This window comes from Romboutsia sp. D33t1_170424_H2 (genome assembly GCF_015669105.1).
In the GTDB taxonomy this organism is placed as follows: domain Bacteria; phylum Bacillota; class Clostridia; order Peptostreptococcales; family Peptostreptococcaceae; genus Romboutsia_C; species Romboutsia_C hominis.
Window position 1 is genome coordinate 82,519 of sequence record NZ_JADOZQ010000005.1, and the last position, 20,797, is coordinate 103,315.

At 27.1% G+C, this 20,797-nt stretch carries 22 protein-coding genes; 4 read left to right on the forward strand and 18 right to left on the reverse strand.

Annotated elements, in window-relative coordinates; translation table 11 throughout:
- From I4U66_RS07725 to I4U66_RS07735, 3 genes are all read right to left on the reverse strand, one after another.
- A partial coding sequence (locus tag I4U66_RS07725; RefSeq protein ID WP_195928694.1) for an NADH peroxidase occupies positions 1-545 on the reverse strand: 545 nt, incomplete at its 3' end.
- An 86-nt stretch (positions 546-631) separates the two neighbouring features.
- Positions 632-1,243 carry a DedA family protein gene (locus tag I4U66_RS07730; protein WP_195928695.1) on the reverse strand — a complete coding sequence of 204 codons (612 nt, stop codon included), beginning with the start codon at positions 1,241-1,243 and terminating at the stop codon, positions 632-634.
- 86 nt (positions 1,244-1,329) lie between these two features.
- Entirely contained in the window at positions 1,330-1,878 is a 549-nt protein-coding gene (locus I4U66_RS07735) for an NADH peroxidase (RefSeq protein ID WP_092924962.1), read from the reverse strand.
- A 237-nt stretch (positions 1,879-2,115) separates the two neighbouring features.
- Here I4U66_RS07735 and I4U66_RS07740 point away from each other — a divergent pair, with 237 nt between their 5' ends.
- The 4 genes from I4U66_RS07740 (at position 2,116) to I4U66_RS14950 (ending at position 7,055) form a co-directional block, all read left to right on the forward strand.
- Entirely contained in the window at positions 2,116-3,243 is a 1,128-nt protein-coding gene (locus I4U66_RS07740; RefSeq protein ID WP_092924960.1) for an ABC transporter ATP-binding protein, read from the forward strand.
- A gap of 82 nt (positions 3,244-3,325) precedes the next feature.
- On the forward strand, positions 3,326-4,090 hold the full coding sequence (locus I4U66_RS07745) for a PucR family transcriptional regulator (protein WP_092924958.1): 765 nt from the start codon (positions 3,326-3,328) through the stop codon (positions 4,088-4,090).
- A gap of 142 nt (positions 4,091-4,232) precedes the next feature.
- The gene (locus I4U66_RS07750; protein WP_092924956.1) at positions 4,233-4,805 is read left to right on the forward strand and encodes a manganese efflux pump MntP; all 573 of its coding nucleotides are present in this window, start codon (positions 4,233-4,235) and stop codon (positions 4,803-4,805) included.
- Between the two features lie 102 nt (positions 4,806-4,907).
- Positions 4,908-7,055, forward strand: coding sequence for a YhgE/Pip domain-containing protein (locus tag I4U66_RS14950; RefSeq protein ID WP_092924954.1), 2,148 nt, complete (start codon positions 4,908-4,910; stop codon positions 7,053-7,055).
- A 67-nt stretch (positions 7,056-7,122) separates the two neighbouring features.
- Here I4U66_RS14950 and I4U66_RS07760 read toward each other — a convergent pair whose 3' ends face one another.
- From I4U66_RS07760 to I4U66_RS07830, 15 genes are all read right to left on the reverse strand, one after another.
- Complete coding sequence (locus tag I4U66_RS07760; protein ID WP_092924952.1) at positions 7,123-7,554, reverse strand: hypothetical protein; 432 nt, start codon at positions 7,552-7,554, stop codon at positions 7,123-7,125.
- Between the two features lie 104 nt (positions 7,555-7,658).
- Complete coding sequence (locus tag I4U66_RS07765) at positions 7,659-8,978, reverse strand: MATE family efflux transporter (protein ID WP_092924950.1); 1,320 nt, start codon at positions 8,976-8,978, stop codon at positions 7,659-7,661.
- Between the two features lie 164 nt (positions 8,979-9,142).
- Positions 9,143-10,240, reverse strand: coding sequence for a Nif3-like dinuclear metal center hexameric protein (locus tag I4U66_RS07770; protein ID WP_195928696.1), 1,098 nt, complete (start codon positions 10,238-10,240; stop codon positions 9,143-9,145).
- A 13-nt stretch (positions 10,241-10,253) separates the two neighbouring features.
- Positions 10,254-10,946: a tRNA (adenine(22)-N(1))-methyltransferase gene (locus I4U66_RS07775; protein WP_092924946.1), complete on the reverse strand. Its 693-nt coding sequence runs from the start codon at positions 10,944-10,946 to the stop codon at positions 10,254-10,256.
- Positions 10,947-11,016: 70 nt separating this feature from the next.
- On the reverse strand, positions 11,017-12,180 hold the full coding sequence (gene rpoD / locus I4U66_RS07780) for an RNA polymerase sigma factor RpoD (protein ID WP_242871306.1): 1,164 nt from the start codon (positions 12,178-12,180) through the stop codon (positions 11,017-11,019).
- A gap of 17 nt (positions 12,181-12,197) precedes the next feature.
- Positions 12,198-14,009 carry a DNA primase gene (gene dnaG, locus I4U66_RS07785; protein ID WP_092927431.1) on the reverse strand — a complete coding sequence of 604 codons (1,812 nt, stop codon included), beginning with the start codon at positions 14,007-14,009 and terminating at the stop codon, positions 12,198-12,200.
- A gap of 328 nt (positions 14,010-14,337) precedes the next feature.
- A complete protein-coding gene (aroF, locus tag I4U66_RS07790; RefSeq protein WP_092924944.1) occupies positions 14,338-15,123 on the reverse strand; it encodes a 3-deoxy-7-phosphoheptulonate synthase in 786 nt (261 codons plus the stop codon).
- The gene (gene folK / locus I4U66_RS07795; RefSeq protein WP_092924942.1) at positions 15,104-15,610 is read right to left on the reverse strand and encodes a 2-amino-4-hydroxy-6-hydroxymethyldihydropteridine diphosphokinase; all 507 of its coding nucleotides are present in this window, start codon (positions 15,608-15,610) and stop codon (positions 15,104-15,106) included. Before folK ends, aroF begins: the two co-directional genes overlap by 20 nt.
- Positions 15,603-15,968 carry a dihydroneopterin aldolase gene (folB, locus tag I4U66_RS07800; protein ID WP_092924940.1) on the reverse strand — a complete coding sequence of 122 codons (366 nt, stop codon included), beginning with the start codon at positions 15,966-15,968 and terminating at the stop codon, positions 15,603-15,605. The genes folK and folB overlap by 8 nt, the downstream gene beginning before the upstream one ends.
- A gap of 8 nt (positions 15,969-15,976) precedes the next feature.
- Positions 15,977-16,768 carry a dihydropteroate synthase gene (folP, locus tag I4U66_RS07805; RefSeq protein ID WP_092924938.1) on the reverse strand — a complete coding sequence of 264 codons (792 nt, stop codon included), beginning with the start codon at positions 16,766-16,768 and terminating at the stop codon, positions 15,977-15,979.
- A 13-nt stretch (positions 16,769-16,781) separates the two neighbouring features.
- Positions 16,782-17,354: a GTP cyclohydrolase I FolE gene (gene folE, locus I4U66_RS07810; RefSeq protein WP_195928697.1), complete on the reverse strand. Its 573-nt coding sequence runs from the start codon at positions 17,352-17,354 to the stop codon at positions 16,782-16,784.
- 17 nt (positions 17,355-17,371) lie between these two features.
- Entirely contained in the window at positions 17,372-18,073 is a 702-nt protein-coding gene (locus tag I4U66_RS07815) for a hypothetical protein (RefSeq protein WP_092924934.1), read from the reverse strand.
- A 16-nt stretch (positions 18,074-18,089) separates the two neighbouring features.
- Positions 18,090-18,845, reverse strand: coding sequence for an aminotransferase class IV (locus I4U66_RS07820; RefSeq protein WP_092924932.1), 756 nt, complete (start codon positions 18,843-18,845; stop codon positions 18,090-18,092).
- Positions 18,835-20,184 (reverse strand): aminodeoxychorismate synthase component I, encoded by a 1,350-nt coding sequence (pabB, locus tag I4U66_RS07825; RefSeq protein WP_092924930.1) that lies wholly within the window; start codon positions 20,182-20,184, stop codon positions 18,835-18,837. Before pabB ends, I4U66_RS07820 begins: the two co-directional genes overlap by 11 nt.
- The gene (locus I4U66_RS07830; protein ID WP_092924928.1) at positions 20,184-20,768 is read right to left on the reverse strand and encodes an anthranilate synthase component II; all 585 of its coding nucleotides are present in this window, start codon (positions 20,766-20,768) and stop codon (positions 20,184-20,186) included. Before I4U66_RS07830 ends, pabB begins: the two co-directional genes overlap by 1 nt.
- Between the last annotated feature and the right edge of the window lie 29 nt (positions 20,769-20,797).

A 20,797-nucleotide genomic window follows, 5' to 3' on the forward strand; every position in this document is an offset into this window, starting at 1 on the left:
TTAGCATCAAAATGTCTTTCTAATAAACCTAAGAATGCTTTACCATGTCTTGCTTCATCTTTACACATTTCATGTACTGTATCATGTATAGCATCAAGTCCTAATTCTTTAGCTCTCTTAGCTATTTTTAATTTTCCTTCTGTTGCTCCGTACTCTGCATCTACTCTTGCTTTTAAGTTAGCTTTTGTATCAGCTACAACAACTTCTCCTAATAATTCTGCAAATTTAGCAGCATGTTCTGCTTCTTCAAATGCTATTCTCTTATAAGCTTCTGCAACTTCTGGATATCCTTCTCTATCAGCTTGTCTACTCATTGCTAAATACATTCCTACTTCTGTACATTCTCCAACAAAGTTTGCTCTAAGTCCTTCTAATATTTCTTCGTCTATACCTTTAGCAACCCCTATTCTATGCTCGTCAGCCCAAACCATTTCACCTTTCATTTCTTCAAACTTATCAGCTCCAACTCCACATACTGGACATTTCTCTGGTGCAGTTTCTCCTTCATGTATATATCCACATACTGTACAAACAAATTTTTTCATAATTTTATTCCTCCAAATTTATATAAATTTTATTTACTTTCTTTTAACATACTATATATATACCTCATATACATTGTTTTAAACATTTATTTGCATATTTTTTTATTTTTTAATCTATATTTTATAAGTCCATATACTATAGTTATTATTAATAATAAAATAACCATTATATATGAGTATTTAGTAACTAAAGACATTACAAATTTTAAGTTATCTCCTAAAACATAACCTATACTTATTAATGAAGTATTCCAAATCCCTATTCCTATAGCAGAACACATCATAAATGTAAATATATTCATTTTTATAGACCCTGCTATTATTGACACAAATGTCCTAGCATAAGGTATTACTCTAGTTAAAATTACTGATAATTTATCATGCTTTTTTAACCAAATATAAGATGAGTTTATAATTGATTTGGTCTTTGGATACTTTTCACCTATAGTATCTATTAAAGGCTTTCCAAATTTAAATCCTAGAAAATAATTTAGCAAGGAACCTATAACCCCACCTAAAGTAGATACTACTATTACATTTACAAATCCAAAGTTATATTTATATGCAAACATACCTGCAATTGGAAGTACTACTTCACTAGGAAGAGGTACATTAGCATACTCTAGTGCTACTATTATAAATATACTTATAAGTCCATAATTCATCATAAAATGTTCTATTATATTTTTTAATTCCAATAATTTCACCTCTTTATATTTATATAGTAACAGTGATTAATATATAAAAAGACTACCTGTATAAGGCAGCCTTTATATTCTATATATTACTTAGCATCAAAATGTCTTTCTAATAAACCTAAGAATGCTTTACCATGTCTTGCTTCATCTTTACACATTTCATGTACTGTATCATGTATAGCATCAAGTCCTAATTCTTTAGCTCTCTTAGCTATTTTTAATTTTCCTTCTGTTGCTCCATACTCTGCATCTACTCTTGCTTTTAAGTTAGCTTTTGTATCAGCTACAACAACTTCTCCTAATAATTCTGCAAATTTAGCAGCATGTTCTGCTTCTTCAAATGCTATTCTCTTATAAGCTTCTGCAACTTCTGGATATCCTTCTCTATCAGCTTGTCTGCTCATTGCTAAATACATTCCTACTTCTGTGCATTCTCCAACAAAGTTTGCTCTAAGTCCTTCTAATATTTCTTCATCTATACCTTTAGCAACCCCTATTCTATGCTCGTCAGCCCAAACCATTTCACCTTTCATTTCTTCAAACTTATCAGCTCCAACTCCACATACTGGACATTTCTCTGGTGCAGTTTCTCCTTCATGTATATATCCACATACTGTACAAACAAATTTTTTCATAATTTTATTCCTCCAAATTTATATAAATTTTATTTAGTTTCTTTTTAACATACTATATATATACCTTTTGTTTTTTTATTTAAACATGTTATTTAAAATTTTTATGTTTTTTATACAATCTGTATATTTTATCTAAATAGTTTTAGTTATTTTTTACATTACTAAGAAAACATTTTTTTGATATTATTAAAATATAAAATGAAATTAAAATATAGTTGTTAAAAGGGGGAAATGGTAATGGCTAAGGTAATTTTAAAAAATATATGTAAATCATATTCAAATGGATTTAATGCAGTAAAAAATGTAAATATAGATATACAAGATAAGGAATTTGTAGTACTAGTTGGACCATCTGGCTGTGGTAAGTCTACTACGCTAAGAATGATAGCAGGCCTTGAAGAAATAAGTGATGGTGAACTTTATATAGGAGAAAATTTAGTAAATGATGTAGATCCTAAAGACAGAGATATAGCTATGGTTTTTCAAAACTATGCACTTTATCCTCACTTGACAGTATACGAAAATATGGCATTTGCTCTTAAACTTAGAAAATTGCCTAAGGATGAAATAGATAAAAAGGTTAGGGATGCAGCTAAAATATTAGACTTAGATCAATTATTAGATAGAAAACCAAAAGCACTTTCAGGTGGTCAAAGACAAAGAGTTGCACTAGGGCGTGCTATAGTTCGAAACCCAAAGGTATTCTTAATGGATGAACCTTTGTCAAACTTAGATGCAAAACTTAGAACATCAATGAGAACAGAAATAACTAAACTTCATAAGTCTTTAGGTACTACATTTATATATGTGACACATGACCAAGTTGAAGCTATGACTATGGCAGATAGAATAGTTGTTATGAAAGATGGTATAGTTCAACAAATAGATACTCCACAAGAAATATACGATAAACCAAACAATATGTTCGTTGCGGGATTTATAGGCGCTCCACAAATGAACTTTATAAATGTTATTCTAACTGAAGTAAATGGAGAAATACATGCAAAAGCTGATGGTTTTGATATAGCATTAAATAAAGGTGAATCATCTAGTTTAATAGAAAAAGGATATATAGGTAAGGAAGTTGTTCTAGGTATAAGACCTGAAGATATACATATGGAAGATATATTTGTCGAAAATAGCTTAGATAGTACTTTTGAAGCTACTGTTGAACTTGGGGAACTTATGGGTGCTGAAATATATGCTTACTTAAAAACAGGTAATCAAAGTATAACTGCAAGATTTGATGGTAGGTATAGAGTTAAAATGGGAGATAAATTAAAACTTGCTATGGATAAACATAAAATACATATATTTGATAAAGAAACACAAGAAGCTATAAATAAATCTCTAGTTTATATATAAATATTTCTAAATTAATGATATATTTAAAGTAGGATGATTAATCATCTTACTTTTTTAATTGAAAACTTCAGGGGTGGTCTTCATGCAAAATTTGATACAATTTATAGAGGGAAAGACAAATAAAAAAATTAATTTTTTCGAGTATAATAATCAAAGTATTAGCAAAAACCAAAATGTAGTAACATTTAATGATAAAGCTTATGTTATAGAATTTATAGAAGATATAACTATAGATAATATAAAAGGTTATTTTTATATATTCTATCAACAAGACTGTGAACTAGATAATTTAAAGGGAATATTATATAACTTATATGATAATATAAAATTATTTTTATATGAAAATTTATTAATATTAAATTCAGATTATAAATTAGATATTAATTTTCATACACCAGAAATAATAGAATCAGAGACTTATAGAAATACTTATATTATTAATTTAGGTGAAATATATGATATAAATATATTTAAGTCTAGAGTATCTATTTTTAATGAAATACCTAAAGACCTCCTTATAAATAACACTTTTTTTAAAAACTACATAACTTTAAATGATTTAATAATATATAAATCTATATATTTTATAAAACACGACAGACCTTTTTACGATTTGATAGATTTTGAGTCTATAAAAACAATGGATATAAACTTGTTGAATACAGGAATATGCTTTATAGAAAATGATCAAAATATTTCTAAAACTTCATCATCATTATTTTTACATAGAAATACACTTATATATAGATTAGATAAAATTAAAGAAATACTAAATCTTGATTTGAAAAACTTTAAAGATGCTTTAATTTTTTATTTAACTATAAAATCTTATATAAATTTTAAATAATAATTTTTGCTTTAACTATTAACAGCTTAATATATTTAAGCTGTTTTTATTTTGCCTAATCTACTTATCACTAAATTACGAATATTTTTATCATATTTTTTATAAAATAAGATTAGCTATAACTTTAAACAAGGAGGATATTATGGGATTTTTAACTATATTTTTTACAGCATTTGCACTTTCAATGGATGCATTTGCCGTATCTCTTACAAAAGGTATGACTCTAAAGAATATAAATTTTTGGCTAGCTTCTAAAGTAGCTTTTTTCTTTGGATTATTTCAAGGCGGTATGCCTTTAATTGGTTATTTATTAGGTGTAAATTTTGAAAGCTATATAAAAGCATTTGATCACTGGATTGCTCTAATTTTACTAAGCTTTCTCGGTTTGAAAATGATTTTAGATGCAAAAGACAAACCTGAAGATACTACTTCATATTACATAAATAATAAAGATCTCATTATATTGTCAATTGCAACTAGCATAGATGCACTTGCTGTTGGAGTTAGTTTTTCCTTTTTAAGTGTAAATATAATTCCTATATCTATTACTATATCTTTAGTTACATTTATAGTATGTTTTTTAGGTGTTTTATTAGGAAAAAAAATTGGTAATTTATTCAAATCATCTGCTCAAATAATAGGAGGAGTATTACTTATTTTAATAGGTTTGAACATATTCAATGATCATACAGGTATTATAAATTTACTATTTTAATATATATTACAATTTTTTAACTTTACTTTTTATTGTATAAATAATATAATATAAAATAGTTCTAAATCTAACCTTATTTAGTCAACATGGAGGTGTAAAGACGTGAAAAATATTTTTAAAATATATAAAAAAGACATAAAGGATATTTTTACAAACAAAGTATTGTTAGTAATAATACTAGGACTAACTGTCTTACCATCATTATATGCCTGGTTTAATATAAAGGCATCTTGGGATCCTTATGGTAGTACTAAAAATATATCAGTTGCTATAGTTAATAATGATAAAGGTACTGAAATAAGGGGTAAGGATATAAATGTTGGTGATGAATTAGTAAAAAAACTTAAAGAAAATGATAATTTAGGTTGGAAATTTGTAGATAAAGCTGACGCAATAAATGGAGTTAAAAAAGGTACATATTATGCCTCAGTTGAAATTCCAGAAAGCTTTTCTAAAGATTTAACTTCATTAACTTCTGATGAAGTAAAAAAAGGTAAGATAGTATACACAGTTAATGAAAAAATAAACGCGATAGCCCCTAAAATTACAGATAAAGGTGCTTCAACTATACAAAATGAAGTTAATCAAACAGTAGTAAAAACTGTTAGTCAAATTATATTTGAAGTATCTAATAATTTAGGTATAGAACTTGAAAATCAACTTCCAAAGCTATCTAATTTAGAAAGTGAACTTATAGATGTTCAAAGTAAATTTAAAGATATATATAAAACTGTAAATCTTGCTTCAGATGCTACAGATAAAGTACAAGATCTTGCTAAGGAATTAAAAAAAGATGTTCCTTTAATAACTTCTACTATATCTAATACTAAAAAGTTAGCATCAGATGTAAAAGTATTTTTACAAGATAGCAAAGGTAGCTTAGATAAAGTTGCTCCTGTAATAAAAGAAGATTTGCAAATAGTATCTAAAGTTTCATCAAGTGCTTCATCAAATATATCATCTATAATAGATGCGATAAATAACGGTGCTGATAATATACCTCAACTTATAGATAGCTTATCATCAAAGCTTTCTACTTTATCAAGTACAAGTAATACAGTACTAGACTTTTTAAATAAATTAAATGCTATTAAACCAGGTGGGCCTCTAGAAAATGCTATATCATCTTTACAGTCTATAAATAATAGTTTAAATAATGCTACTAACGCTTTAAATGCTATAAAAGGACAGATTGCAAATGGAGAAAAACCTTCTTTAGATAAGTTAAATAGTATATTAAAGGTTGTAAATGATGTAAACCAAATTTCTACATCAATTTTAAATAATTTTGATTCAAAAATAGTAAATCCTATAAATAACATATTTGAGGGAAGTTTCAATACTGCTAATGAAGTTATTAGTGTGTTAGATAAAGCTCAAGCAAAACTACCTCAAGTTGAGGATATACTAAATACTACGATATCATTATCAGATAGTGCGAAAGATAATATATCATTTATAAGAAAAAAACTACCTATAGCTAAATCAACAATTGATGAATTAGTTAATGCTATGAAAAAAATAAACTCAAGTGACGATGTTAATGAGTTAATATCTTTACTTAAAAGCGATGCTATAAAACGTGCTGAGTTCTTAAAGCAACCAGTAGAGCTAGTTACAGATAAATTATATCCAGTAGCTAACTACGGAGCTGGTATGACTCCATTTTATACAGTATTATCTTTATGGGTTGGTGTACTTTTATTAATGTCATTACTGTCTGCTAATGTACATGGAGATTACAAACCATTTGAGATATACTTTGGTAGAGGACTTACTTTCTTAACTATAGCTATAATACAAGCTTTTATCGTAAGTGCTGGTGATTTATATATTCTAAATGTTAAAGTTATTGATCCTTTATCATTTGTATTATTATCAATGTTTACAAGTATTGTATTTACAGCTATTGTATACTCATTGGTCTCTATATTTGGAAATGTAGGAAAAGCAATAGGTGTAATACTATTAGTTATACAAGTTGCTGCATCAGGAGGTACTTTCCCTATACAAGTTACTCCTCCATTTTTCCAATACGTAAACCCATTTTTACCATTTACTTATGCTATATCTGCTCTTAGAGAGACTGTAGGTGGTATTTACAAACCAGTATTGATAAAAGATATATATGTATTAATAGTATTCTTAATAATACCTATAATATTAACTATACTATTTAAAGGTATTATTAATAAATATACAAAACCTATAACTGATAAATTTAATGAAAGTGACTTAACTGGACATTAAAATTTAATATAAAACATTAATATAGTAAAAAGTCTTCCTATAATCTTTAGGAAGACTTTTTACCATATTAATGTTTTATGTCGTCGTAATGTATACCAACTCCAGGTCTATGCTTATTTACTTCTCGTTCTTCATGTTCTCTTTCTTCTATTGCTTTATTTACATATCCTTCTAACTCTTCTTTACTTACATTTGTACAATTTTCTTCTATTATTCTATTTGAATTAAATTCATCTACTTTGGATTTTAAGTCATCGTCAAAACTATCCATGTCTTCATCACAACAATAAGCTCTGCTATCATAATCATCATAATAATAAGATTCATTTTTATAATCATTACAACAATTGAAATTTTTATTCATTCTTTTATTCTTAATAGCCTTATATGCAAAATAGCCCCCTAATCCAACTAAAACTCCTCCTGTATATACTAAGGCTTTTTTACTTTTTACGTTGACTTCATTTTTCATTTTACGTTTAACTAAGTACTTTACCATAGAACTTTTTCCTCCTTAAATGTCATATACTATATTAATAGTATTTGTATTATCTAATAAAAAATTCTTCTATTAAAAATAAAAAAATAACCCTTAAATTAGGGTCATTTTTTTTTATATACATATATATAAGTTATAATTAAAGTTAATACTTCAGCAAACACAGCACTTAACCATACTCCATTTACACCTAAGAATATGGGAAGTATAGTTATACCTATTATAATTAGTATAATCCCTCTTGATAATGATATTGCATTAGATAATATCCTATGTTCCATGGATTGATAATATGCTCCATTAACTATATTTATCCCCATAAATATAAATGCTAAGAAGTAATATCTTATGGCATTCACAGTTATATCTACAATCTGACCTTTTTCACTTGTAAACACTCCTACTATAAATTGTGGAAATAATATACCTATAATATAGAAACTTAATCCAACAATTATAGAAGTCTTCAGACCTTTTTTTCTTACTCTCTTTACTCTATCTATCTTATTTGCACCATAATTTACACTTATTATAGGTTGCATAGCTTGTGATATCCCCGTAAATATAGCTGCTGCTACTAAAGATACATTTGCTATTATACTATATGCACTAACACCTATATTACCTACTATATTTAGTAATTTCAAGTTAAATATAAATATTACTATTCCAGATGATATTTCAACAATAAAGCTTGGTAAACCATTAAATAGTATCCTTGATATATCTTTTACATTGATTTTAAATTTTATAAATCTTAAGCTACATTTTTTAGATATAAAGTGAGTTAAAAGTATTAATAGGTTTATAAGTGATGCTATTGATGTAGCTAAACCAGCACCTTTTATACCCATATCAAAAATAAATATTAGTAAATAATCCAAAATAACATTAGATAAACCACTAGTTACAGTAGCTATCATAGCAAGTCTTGGATTATGATCATTTCTTATAAAAGCTGATGTAGTATGAGCTAAGATATAACTAAATGAAAATATTAAAACACCACTTAAATACTCTTTTACCATATATATATTACTTATATTAGCCCCTAGTATATACCCTATTTTCTCAGTAAATATTTTCCCTAAAGTAGATAATGTAATTCCTACTAAAATAGCTATTATAATAGATTTTGTAAATATCCTTTGTGACTCAACTATTTCTCCTTTTCCTCTACTTATACTTAAGGCTGTAGCCCCTCCCATACCAAACAAAAGCCCTAATCCATTAAATAGATTAAATATAGGTATACATATATTTAAAGCAGCTAATCCATCGCTTCCTATACCTTGTCCTATAAACATAGTATCTGCTAGTATACAGAACGATACTGCTAGCATACCCAAGACACTATTAATTAAATACTTATAAAATAACTTATTTATATCTGAATTTAAAAATACACTTTCTTTATCTTTCATTTACTTCTCCTCATACATATATTTATATATAGTATTTGCTATAATGAAAGTATATTATTCATATTAGTAAGCATTCTATAAGCTTATATTTAATATATAGATATGTTTTCTAATAAATAGTAAAAAAAATAATGACATAAAAATATGTCATTATTTTTTGTGTTTTATACTATTTTAAATGGATTTAAATCTATATTACTTTTTAAAACTTCTATATCATGTATATCATCTAAAAATCTCTTCATAACATCCTTAAATATATCTTCAGTTTCAAAGTGCCCACAATCTATTATACACATCCTCATGTCTATTGCATCTTGTGCATCATGATATTTAACATCTCCAGTTATTATAACTTCACAACCACTTCTTTGAGCTTTCTTAACCATATCAGCACCAGAACCTGTAACTAAAGCTATTTTACTTATAGTAGTATCTAAACTACCTACTACTCTAATATGTTTCATATTTAGCTTTTCTTTTATAGAATTACTTAAATCTTTTAAACTAATCTTTTCTTTTAACTTAGTAACTCTACCTAAACCAACTGAATTTCCTTTATTCTCTAGTTTATATAAATCATAAGCTACTTCTTCATAAGGATGAGCATTTATCATAGAGCTTAAGACTCCGCCTAATATTTTTTGAGGTACAATAGTTTCTATTTTTACCTCTTTAACACATTCTATCTCTCCTTTTGTTCCTATAAATGGATTTGTGCCCTCTAAAGGCATAAAGTTACCTTCTCCTCTTGATGTAAAGCTACAGTGACTATAATTTCCTATATGACCTGCTCCTGCTTTTCCTAAAGCATTTTTAACCTTATCTATATGAGTCTCAGGAACATAAACTGCTAGCTTATATAATACTTCGTTATTTGTAACTTCTAATACCTTACAATCTTCAAATCCCATTAATTCCATGAAGTAATCATTTAAACCATCAAATGCTATATCAAAGTTTGTATGCATAGAATAAAGTGCTATATCATTTTTTATTAATTTATGTATAAGTCTTCCTTTTAAATCCGATGTATTTATTTTATTCATCTTTTTAAATATAAATGGATGATGAGTTATTATTAAGTCTATATTATTTTCTATAGCTTCATCTATAACTCTTTCATTTGCTTCTAGAACTACTAATACTTTTTTAATATCACTGTTAAAATCACCCACTAAAAGGCCTACATTGTCCCAGTCATAAGCTAAGTTTAATGGGTATTTAGCTTCTATATTTTTTATAAGACTTTTAAGTAACATAATATCATTCCCCTTATAAAGTTTTTAATTTTTCTAATTTAGATATATTAAGTCTACTATCTTCTATTTTCTCATCTATCCCTTTTCCACTTTTTCCTTCTAATTTATTAAGTATTGAAGTGTATGTATGTATTCTTTTATCTATAAACTCATTTAGTAATTCATCTTTATTTTCTATAAGTTTATTTCCTACTTCATAAAATATTTCATCTTCTACATTAGTATTTTTCCCAGTATATTTAGCCACTATTATTTCATATATTCTGAAATCTTCTCTAACTAAAACCTCATCTAATATCTCATATCCATTATTTAATAGATATTTTCTAAGTTCTTTTTGTGCTTGCATTGGTTGAAGTATAAATTTTTCAGTACTTTGTGCTACTTCTATATTAGCTTCTAACAATTCACTTATAAGTATTCCACCCATACCTGCTATTATAACTTCATCAACTTCACCTTTCTTTAATACTTCTATACCTGATCCTAATCTCAAATCAACTTTATCAATTAAATTATTATGTCTAACTTCTTTTCTTGCATTTTCAAGCGGTCCTTTATTAACATCTGCAAGTATTGCAAAATCTATGTTTCCTTCATTTAATAAATGTACTGGTATATATCCATGATCTGTTCCTATATCAGCAATTTTTTTGCCTTTAGTAACTAAAGATGCTATTTTTAATAATCTATCTGTTAACTTCATTTATATAGTCCTTTCCTTATTTCTTAGATGCAAAAAAACGCCTTATATAAAGGCGAGTTTTTGGTATAATCTAGTCTAAGTAGTCTTTTAATTTTTTAGATCTACTTGGGTGTCTTAATTTTCTTAAAGCCTTAGCTTCTATTTGTCTTATTCTTTCTCTTGTTACATCAAACTCTTTACCAACTTCTTCAAGAGTTCTTGCTCTTCCATCTTCAAGACCAAATCTTAACTTTAATACTTTTTGTTCTCTTTCATTTAAAGATCCTAAAACTTCTTCTATTTGTTCTTTAAGTAGTGAATATGCTGCAGCTTCTGCTGGTGCTGGTGCTGCATCATCTTCTATGAAATCTCCTAAATGACTATCTTCTTCTTCTCCTATTGGAGTCTCAAGAGATACTGGATCTTGAGCTATTTTCATTATTTCTCTTACTTTTTCTTCTGTCATATCCATTTCTTTAGCTATTTCTTCAGGCTTTGGATCTCTACCTAATTCTTGAAGAAGCTGTCTAGATACTCTTATTAATTTATTTATAGTCTCTACCATATGTACTGGTATTCTTATAGTTCTTGCTTGGTCAGCTATAGCACGAGTTATAGCTTGTCTTATCCACCATGTTGCATAGGTACTAAATTTAAATCCTTTTTCATAGTCAAATTTTTCAACAGCTTTTATAAGACCTAGGTTACCTTCTTGTATTAAATCAAGGAAAAGCATACCTCTTCCTACATATCTTTTAGCTATACTTACAACTAGTCTTAAATTTGCCTCAACTAGTCTTTGTTTAGCCATTTCGTCCCCTTCATTCATTCTTCTAGCTAATTCTACTTCTTCATGCGGCTTAAGTAAAGGTATCTTACCAATTTCTTTTAGATACATTCTAACAGGATCGTCTATACTTATACCTTTAGGTAATGATAAATCTATAGCTTCTAATTCCATAGGTGCATCATCTTTTGATAATTCTTCATCTACACCATCTTCTAGCACATCTATATCTAAATCATCATCTGATGAGAAATTAATATCAGCATTTTGAGGTTTGCTTTCTATAACCTCTATACCTAAGTTTCCTAAAGTTTCATATAAATTTTCTATTTGATCTTTATCAAGTTCAGTTTCAGAGAAAGCTTCCATTATTTCCCCTAAAGTAAGAGATCCTTGCTTTTTACCTTTTTCAATTAATCCCTTAGCTGTTATTCTTTTTGATTCTTTTTTATTTGTTTTATTTTCCACACTCAGACCTCCCTTCATTAAAGCTTTTGTAGCATTCTTCTTATTTCCACGATTTTTAAAGCAATTTCCATAATCTTACCATCTACCTCTTTCGTGTCACTATTATTTTTATTTTTTTCAATTTCTTTTTGTTCTTTTAATAATCTATTCATTTTTTCATTAAGAGTATTTTTCTTTACATTCTTAATAATATCATCTACACCCTTGACATTATTCAAGCTCATATTATTCAATGATATATTTTCTATATCTTTAATGTATTCTTCGGATATGTTTAAACTTTTAATTTTGTCAATAGTTATTTTGTCCAATTCTTGATTTTTAATTATCCAATTTAAAATTTCTTTACTTTCATCTAATAAAAAATCATTGTCATTTACTTTTAGTACGATTATATCTCTTAGTTTTTTATCTTCTATCATTAATTTTATAAGATTTTTCTCAACAAACTTTTCTCCATTTGTTATAATCTTAGGTTTTTCTATTACAACTTCGTCTTTTTTTATATATTTACTTTTTTGGTATTTATTATTTCCATTTTTATTATAACTTTTTCCATATATTTCCCTTTTTATGGAATCTATACTTATTTGTATTAAATCACTTAAGTATTTAGTATAATAGTCAATTTCAACAGGACTTTTTACTTTTTTTATTATTTTAGATGCCTCTTTTGCAAATTTAACCTTATCTTCATCTTTATTTAGATTAAATTGTTTTTTTAGATTATTTATTCTAAATATTATTTGATTTATTGACTCATCTATTGCCTCTTGGTATCCTTTAACTCCATATTTTCTTATAAATTCATCTGGATCTTTGCAATCCTTTAAATTTAATACTTTAACATTTATATCTATATCACTTAATATTTCTATAGCCCTTAATGTAGCTTTTATACCTGCTTCGTCCGAATCATATGATATAATAACATTATCAGCATATCTTTTAATTAACATACCTTGTTCTTTAGTAAGTGCCGTACCTAACGTAGCTACTACATTTTTTATACCATATTGATAAAGAGATATTAAATCCATATATCCTTCAACTAATATCAAAGTCTTATTTTTTATTTCTTTCCTTGAGAAATTAAGGCCATATAAATTATACCTTTTATTAAACGTTATTGTATCTGGGGAATTTAAGTATTTAGGTAATGAATCATCAAGTACCCTACCTCCAAACCCTATAACATTTCCTCTATAATCAAATATGGGAAACATAACTCTATTTCTAAATTTATCATAAATTTTGTTACTTTCTTTTTTATGTGCTAATAGCCCACATTCTATAAGATCTTTGTTACTATAACCTTTTGATGTTAAATAGTCCATAAGTGAATTCCAAGATGCTAGTGAATACCCAAGTCCAAATTTTTTTATGATTTTGTCATCTAATCCTCTACTTCTTAGGTATGCATATCCACTATTTTTCTTAGTGTGTAGGTTAGAAAAATAAAATCTAGCCGCTTCTGTGTGTATATCTTGAAACTTTTTTATCTTTTCTAATTTTTTCTTAGATTCTTCATCCATATTAGTATTAATTTCAATTCCATACTTCTGAGCTAAAACTTTTACTGCATCAATAAAATCTAGATTTTCCATCTTCATAACGAAGTTAATTACATCTCCACCCTCTCCGCATCCAAAGCATTTATAAATTTGCTTAGATTCATTTACATAAAATGATGGTGTTTTCTCGCCATGAAAAGGACAAAGTCCCTTATAGTTTATCCCAGATGATTTAAGCTCTATATACTGGGATATTGTGCTTACTATGTCACATCTACTTTTAACTTCTTCTATTATATCTTTTATATCATTCATATTATCACCTTCTGGTGTAATTTTTTCTAACATTACTATTTTACATTATATTTTAAATTTGTCAAATCCTCATTATACACAATTCGACTTTTTTTGTTAATATCCTTCTTATTTTTTTATTTTTTTATTATTTAATTCTATCTATATATTTATTATACGTTATTTATCTACAATTTTAAAATATCACATATTTTTTGAATTAAATATGTCTTTTGCAGATTAAATCTATTCTTATATAATTTTTCCTATTTTAATATAAATACCCTTATTTTTTAATATTAATTAAATTAATTTTAGCAAAATAAAAAAGAGGTAATTACCTCTTTTTTTATAAATTAATTGAATTCATTAAATCTTCAAATTCATTAAAGTGAAGTGACTGCATACCATCTGATAATGCATTTATAGGATCTGGGTGAACTTCTACCATTATACCATCAGCACCTGCTGCAAGAGATGCTATAGACATTGGTTTTACTAAATATCTTACTCCAGTTGCATGAGATGGATCAACTACAATAGGAAGACCTGTCTCCTTTTGTATTATAGGTACAGCTGCTAAATCTAATGTATTTCTAGTATAATCATTATATGTTCTAATTCCTCTTTCACACATGATTATTTTTTGATTTCCACCTATGGCAATATATTCTGCTGCTCCTATCCACTCACTTATAGTAGATGATAAACCTCTTTTTAACATAACAGGCTTATCTTGTTTACCTACTTCAGTAAGTAAACTAAAATTTTGCATGTTTCTAGATCCAATTTGAATTATATCAGCTACTTCATATAGTTTATCTAATTCTCTTGCATCCATAAGTTCAGTTATAACAGGCATTCCTGTTTCTTTCTTAACTGCTTTTAATATTTCTAATCCTTCTTCTTTTAATCCTTGGAATGAATTAGGAGATGTTCTAGGCTTATATGCTCCTCCTCTTAAAATATTTGCTCCTTTTAATTTAACAAATTTAGCTGTTTCTAAGAGTTGTTCATAACTTTCAATAGCACAAGGTCCTGCCATTACAAGCTTATTTTCCTTTACTATTAGCTTAGAGTTTTTATCCGTATTTATCTCAATCCTTATGTTGTCATCAAACAAATTTTTCTTCATCGCCTACGTACTCCTTTACTTGTTCTCTCTCCTCACAAGTTAGCGAATTTAAGTATTCCTCTATAGTTTTATTTTTAATTTTTAATTTTTTATTTAAATCCATAAGAGGGATAAGCACAAATGCTCTCTCACTTATTCTTGGATGAGGTATGTATAAATTTTCATCCTTCAATATTATATCATTGAAAAATAATATATCAATATCTATAGTTCTTGGTCCCCATCTTATAATTCTTTCTCTATTTAACTTTTGTTCTACCTCATGACAAAACTCAAGCAAGTCATATTCATTTAAACTTGTTTCTATTTCTAAGCACATATTTAAAAAATCTGCTTGGTCAGTATATCCCCAAGCCTTTGTTTCATATATCTTAGATTTTTTTAAAACTTTTATTTTACTGTTATTTTGTATTAATTCACAAGCAGAGTCTAAGTAATTAAGTCTATCCCCCATATTTGTTCCAAGACCCAGATATACTTTATTCATCTTTATTTCTCCTTATTTCAACGCCGAAATAGTCATATATTCCATTTACTGGAGCCTCTGGCTTTTTAACTCTAACCATTATGCCTTTAACTAAATCAAACTTCTCAAGTACTTCTTTAGCTATATTTTCTGCTACTGCTTCGATTAAATTAAATCTCTTATTTTCTACAATTTCTTTTACTACAACATATACATCAGCATAACTTACTGATTCATTCATATTATCACTTATTCCTGCTTTTTTTGTGTCTACATTTAATTCTATATCAATAAAAAACTTTTGACCTAATACACTTTCTTCCTTTAAAACACCATGATATCCATAAAAACCTAGGTTATTCATTAATATTTTATCCAATTTAATACCTACTTTCTATATATAGCATCAGCCATTTTTGCTGCCATTAAATTTTCCTTAACATCATGCACTCTTACTATAGAGATACCATCTCTAATACCTAAAACTGTAGTTGCTATAGTTCCTTCTAATCTTTCTTTTGGCTCTACATTTAATACATGTCCTATTACTGACTTTCTAGATGTTCCTAAAAGGATAGGATACCCTAATGAATTTAATTCATCAAGTCTTCTTAATACTTCTAAATTTTGTTCAACATTCTTTCCAAATCCAATACCTGGATCTAGTACTATTTTTTCTTTTTTTATGCCTGCATTAAGTCCTATTTCTATACTTTCTAATAAGGATTTTTTCATTTCTTCTATAATATCACCATCATAATTAGTACCATCTTGGTTATGCATTATACAAACGTGTGCATCATATTTTGCAATAGTACTTGCCATATCTTTATCCTTTTTTAGTCCCCATATATCATTTATCATTTCAACACCTAATTTTAAAGCTTCATCGGCAACCTTAGCTTTATATGTGTCTACTGATATGGGAACATTTACTTCTTTTTTTAATTCCTTTATAACTGGAATGATTCTTTTTATTTCTTCGTCAGCTTCAACATATTTATGACCTGGTCTTGTTGATTCTCCACCTAAGTCTATTATATCTACACCTTCTCTTACCATTTCTTTAGCACGATTTATAGCTTTATCTATATTATTAAAGTCACCGCCATCAGAAAAACTATCTGGTGTAACATTTAATATTCCCATTATATAAGTTCTCTTTGAGTAATCAAACATTTTTAATCTCCTATTACTTCATAGTTATTAAGCTCATAGCTTCTGCTCTAGCCGCTATGTCTTTTTCAAATATACCTCTTACTGCTGATGTTATAGTTTTTGAACCTGGTTTTTTAACACCTCTCATAGTCATACACATATGTTCAGCTTCAACAACAGCTATAACTCCATAAGGTTCTAATTCTTGCATTATTATATCCGCTATTCCCTTAGTTATTCTTTCTTGTAATTGTGGTCTTTTAGCGAATGTTTCAACTACCCTTGCCAATTTTGAAAGACCTGTTAATTTACCGTCTTTAGGTATATATGCTATATGAGCCTTTCCAAAGAAAGGAACTATATGGTGTTCACAGCATGAATAAAAAGGTATATCTCTAACTAACACTAATTCTTCATGACTTTCATCTTGGAAAATTACTTTTAAATGCTCACTTGGGTCTTGATGAAGACCTGCAAATATTTCTTCATACATTCTAGCTACTCTATCTGGAGTTCCTATTAGCCCTTCTCTATTTGGATCTTCTCCTATAGCTTCTAATATGTCTCTTACAGCTTTTCTTATTTTATCTTTATCTACCTTGCTCATTGGTTTAGCCCCCTTGATTAGTAAGTTATTTTTATGTTTTTGCTTACTTTTATATTATTAAATGCGTAATTATACACATTTAGTAAGTCTTCATATTTTTTTGTTTTTAGCGTTTGTTCAACTAAATTATATAGATTTATATCTTCTTTTTTTAGTGTACTAAGTAGTTTTTTATCTTTAGGTACCCACTTATTGTTTATAGTAAAATACCCAACTATTATATCTTTTAAATATAAATTCGTCAAAAACTCAAATTCAAAAAAATCTATTTTACTATTATTATTTATTCTATCTAGATTACCTTTTATTTGAGATTTTAAAAACTCTTTTTCGCTTTGTGAAAGTTTTTTAGGCCCTTCGCTTAGCTTTTTTTTACATATGCTTATTAAGTCTTTTGCTTCATCATTTAAATCGTATAATATTTTTGGATTTGACATTTCTTTTAAGAAAAAATACTCTCTTGAATCTATTAACTTATAAATACCTTCTTTTGAAAAAATATTTATATCAAATTCTAAGTTATCTATAGTTTTTATAATTCTAGTTTGAGTATTCCCCTTACTAACTATTACAAATATATCAAAATCATTTATAATCATACTACTATTTTCTATATCTATACTCTTAGAAGAACCTACTAAAAATACACTTTCTGTATTTTCATAACTTATAATTTTTTCTATTTCTTTAGTATATATGTCATAAACCCTATTTCCCATTTATTTCTCCTAATTTCTATTTATATATTTTATCTTTATATGCTTTTGTTATTTTATCAAATAATTCATTTCTATTATTGAATTTGATACCTTCTATCTCAATAACTTTCATCATTTCCATTATGCTATTTGTTATAAATACAAAGTCAAATTCTTTAATTTCATCTATGTTTATATTAGTTTCTACTAGTTGTATATTCAATTCGCCACAAATTTCTATAATCCTTCTTTTTACAGTTCCACTAAGTATAGGAAATTTATCACTTATAGTAAATATCTGTTTATCTTTAATGAAAAATATATTGCTCATAGAACATTCTAGTATGTTATCTTCTGCATCTAAAAATATACCATCATCATATCCATTTTCAGTAGCATAATTTTTAGTATATATATTTTCAAAGTAATTAGTAGTTTTATGTCTATGTATTATACTATCTCCTCTTCTTATAGGGGATATATTTAATCTAAATCCAACTTCATACATTTCTTTGTTATATAGTATATTTCTAACCGATATATTATATCCTTCATCGAATACTGTTAATCTTAAGGCTTTATTTTCAATATTATTCTCTTTAATATATTTTAATATTTCTTCTTTGTAAAATTCTTTATCATTATTAATTAAAATGTTTAACTCACTAAGTGAGTTAAACATTCTATCTATATGTATATCTATATCTATTGGGCTTTTATCTACTTTTATAGTTTCAAAAACCCCTATTCCAAATTTAGCTAAACTGCTAGAAAAATTCACATTATTCTTCATAATAGCCTCTTAATGCTTTCATTATAGATTTTGCTTTATCTAATGTTTCTTGGTATTCATCTTCTGGATTTGAATCCCAAGTCATACCTCCTCCAACTTGGAAGTATACTTTCTTATCTTGTTTTATAATAGTTCTTATTGCTATATTTAAATCCATATCACCATTAAAACCTATATAACCTATAGAACCTGTATATATATTTCTTTGAGTAGGTTCTAATTCATCTATAATTTCCATAGCTCGAATTTTAGGTGCTCCTGTTATAGATCCTCCAGGGAATGTTGCTTTTATAACATCCACACAACTTCTGTTATCATCTAGCTCTCCAACTACTGTTGAAACTAAATGATTTACATTTGCATATGGTTCTATTATAAATAATTCAGGTACCTTTACCGTTCCTATTTTAGATATTCTTCCTATATCATTTCTTTCTAAATCTACTATCATAAGCAGCTCTGCTCTATCTTTTTCACTATTTCTAAGTTCTTCTTGTAATCTTAAATCTTCCTCTTTTGTTGTTCCTCTTGGTCTAGTTCCCTTTATAGGTCTAGTTTCAACTTTTTTATCTATACATTTTATAAATCTTTCTGGAGAGTTAGATAATACATTAGTATCTTCAAAGTTTAAAAAAGCTCCAAATGGTGCTGGACTTATATTTCTTAAATCTCTGTAAAGTTCATAACTAGAAAGTGTAGTTTCTCCTTCAAACCTTTGAGTAAGATTTGCTTGGTATATATCACCTTGTTTTATGTAATCTTGTACTTTTCTAACTGAATTCATAAATTCTTCTTTAGTAAAGTTTGATTTAAGTTTTATAGGATTAACTTCTATTTTTTCATAACATATAGTGTCTATTCCCTTTTTAGTAGCTTCACCAATTCTTTTTTCTATATCAAGGGCTATTTTTCCCTCTTCCTTTTCATTTAAATTTGGTGTGGCTATATATGTCTTTTCTTCTAAGTGATCTATGACTATAACCCAATTGTATAAGCCAAAATATAAATCATAAACATTTGTATCATCTTTTGCAGTCCTAGGCAATTTTTCCATATAATTTCCTAAATCATAAGATAAATATCCAACTGCTCCGCCAATAAAAGGAAGGTGTGTATTATTTTCAACTTTATATTTATTTAATTCTTCTTGTAGATTATCTAGTGGGTTATTCTCTGTATTTTTGTATTTAATAATCTTAAATGGGTTACTACTTATAAATGAATATCTACCTAGTTTATTAGGGTCCATTGCACTATCTAATATAAAACTATTACTATCATCTTTAAATATAGTAAATATTTCAAATGAGTTTAATTTAGTATCTATTAATTTTATCATTATGCTTGTCCCCCTAATCTAGCTTCGTTTATAAAGTTCTTAAGTATGTCATGCCCTTGTTCTGATAAAATAGCTTCTGGGTGAAACTGTACCCCTTCTATTAGATATTTTTTATGTCTAATTCCCATTATCTCATTTTCATTTGTGATTGCAGTTACTTCTAGTTCTTCTGGAAGATTTTTTGTATCAACTACTAAAGAATGATATCTAGTTACATTTAAAGGATTATTAAGACCTTTAAATACTCCTTTATTTGCGTGGTTTATGCTATGTACTTTTCCATGTACTGGCTTTATAGCTTTTATAACATTAGCACCAAATGCATATCCTATAGTTTGATGACCTAAACAAATACCTAGTATTGGCTTTTTACCTTTAAAATAATTTACAACATCAATACATACTCCTGCTTCATTTGGTGAACATGGTCCTGGTGATAAAACTATAATCTCTGGATTTATTCTTTCTATTTCTTCTATCGTTACTTCATCATTTCTTTTAATTATGATTTCTTCACCTAGTTCACCTATATATTGTACTAAGTTATATACAAAAGAATCATAATTATCAATCATAAGAATCATATCTATTGCCCTCCCCTAAATACTACTTT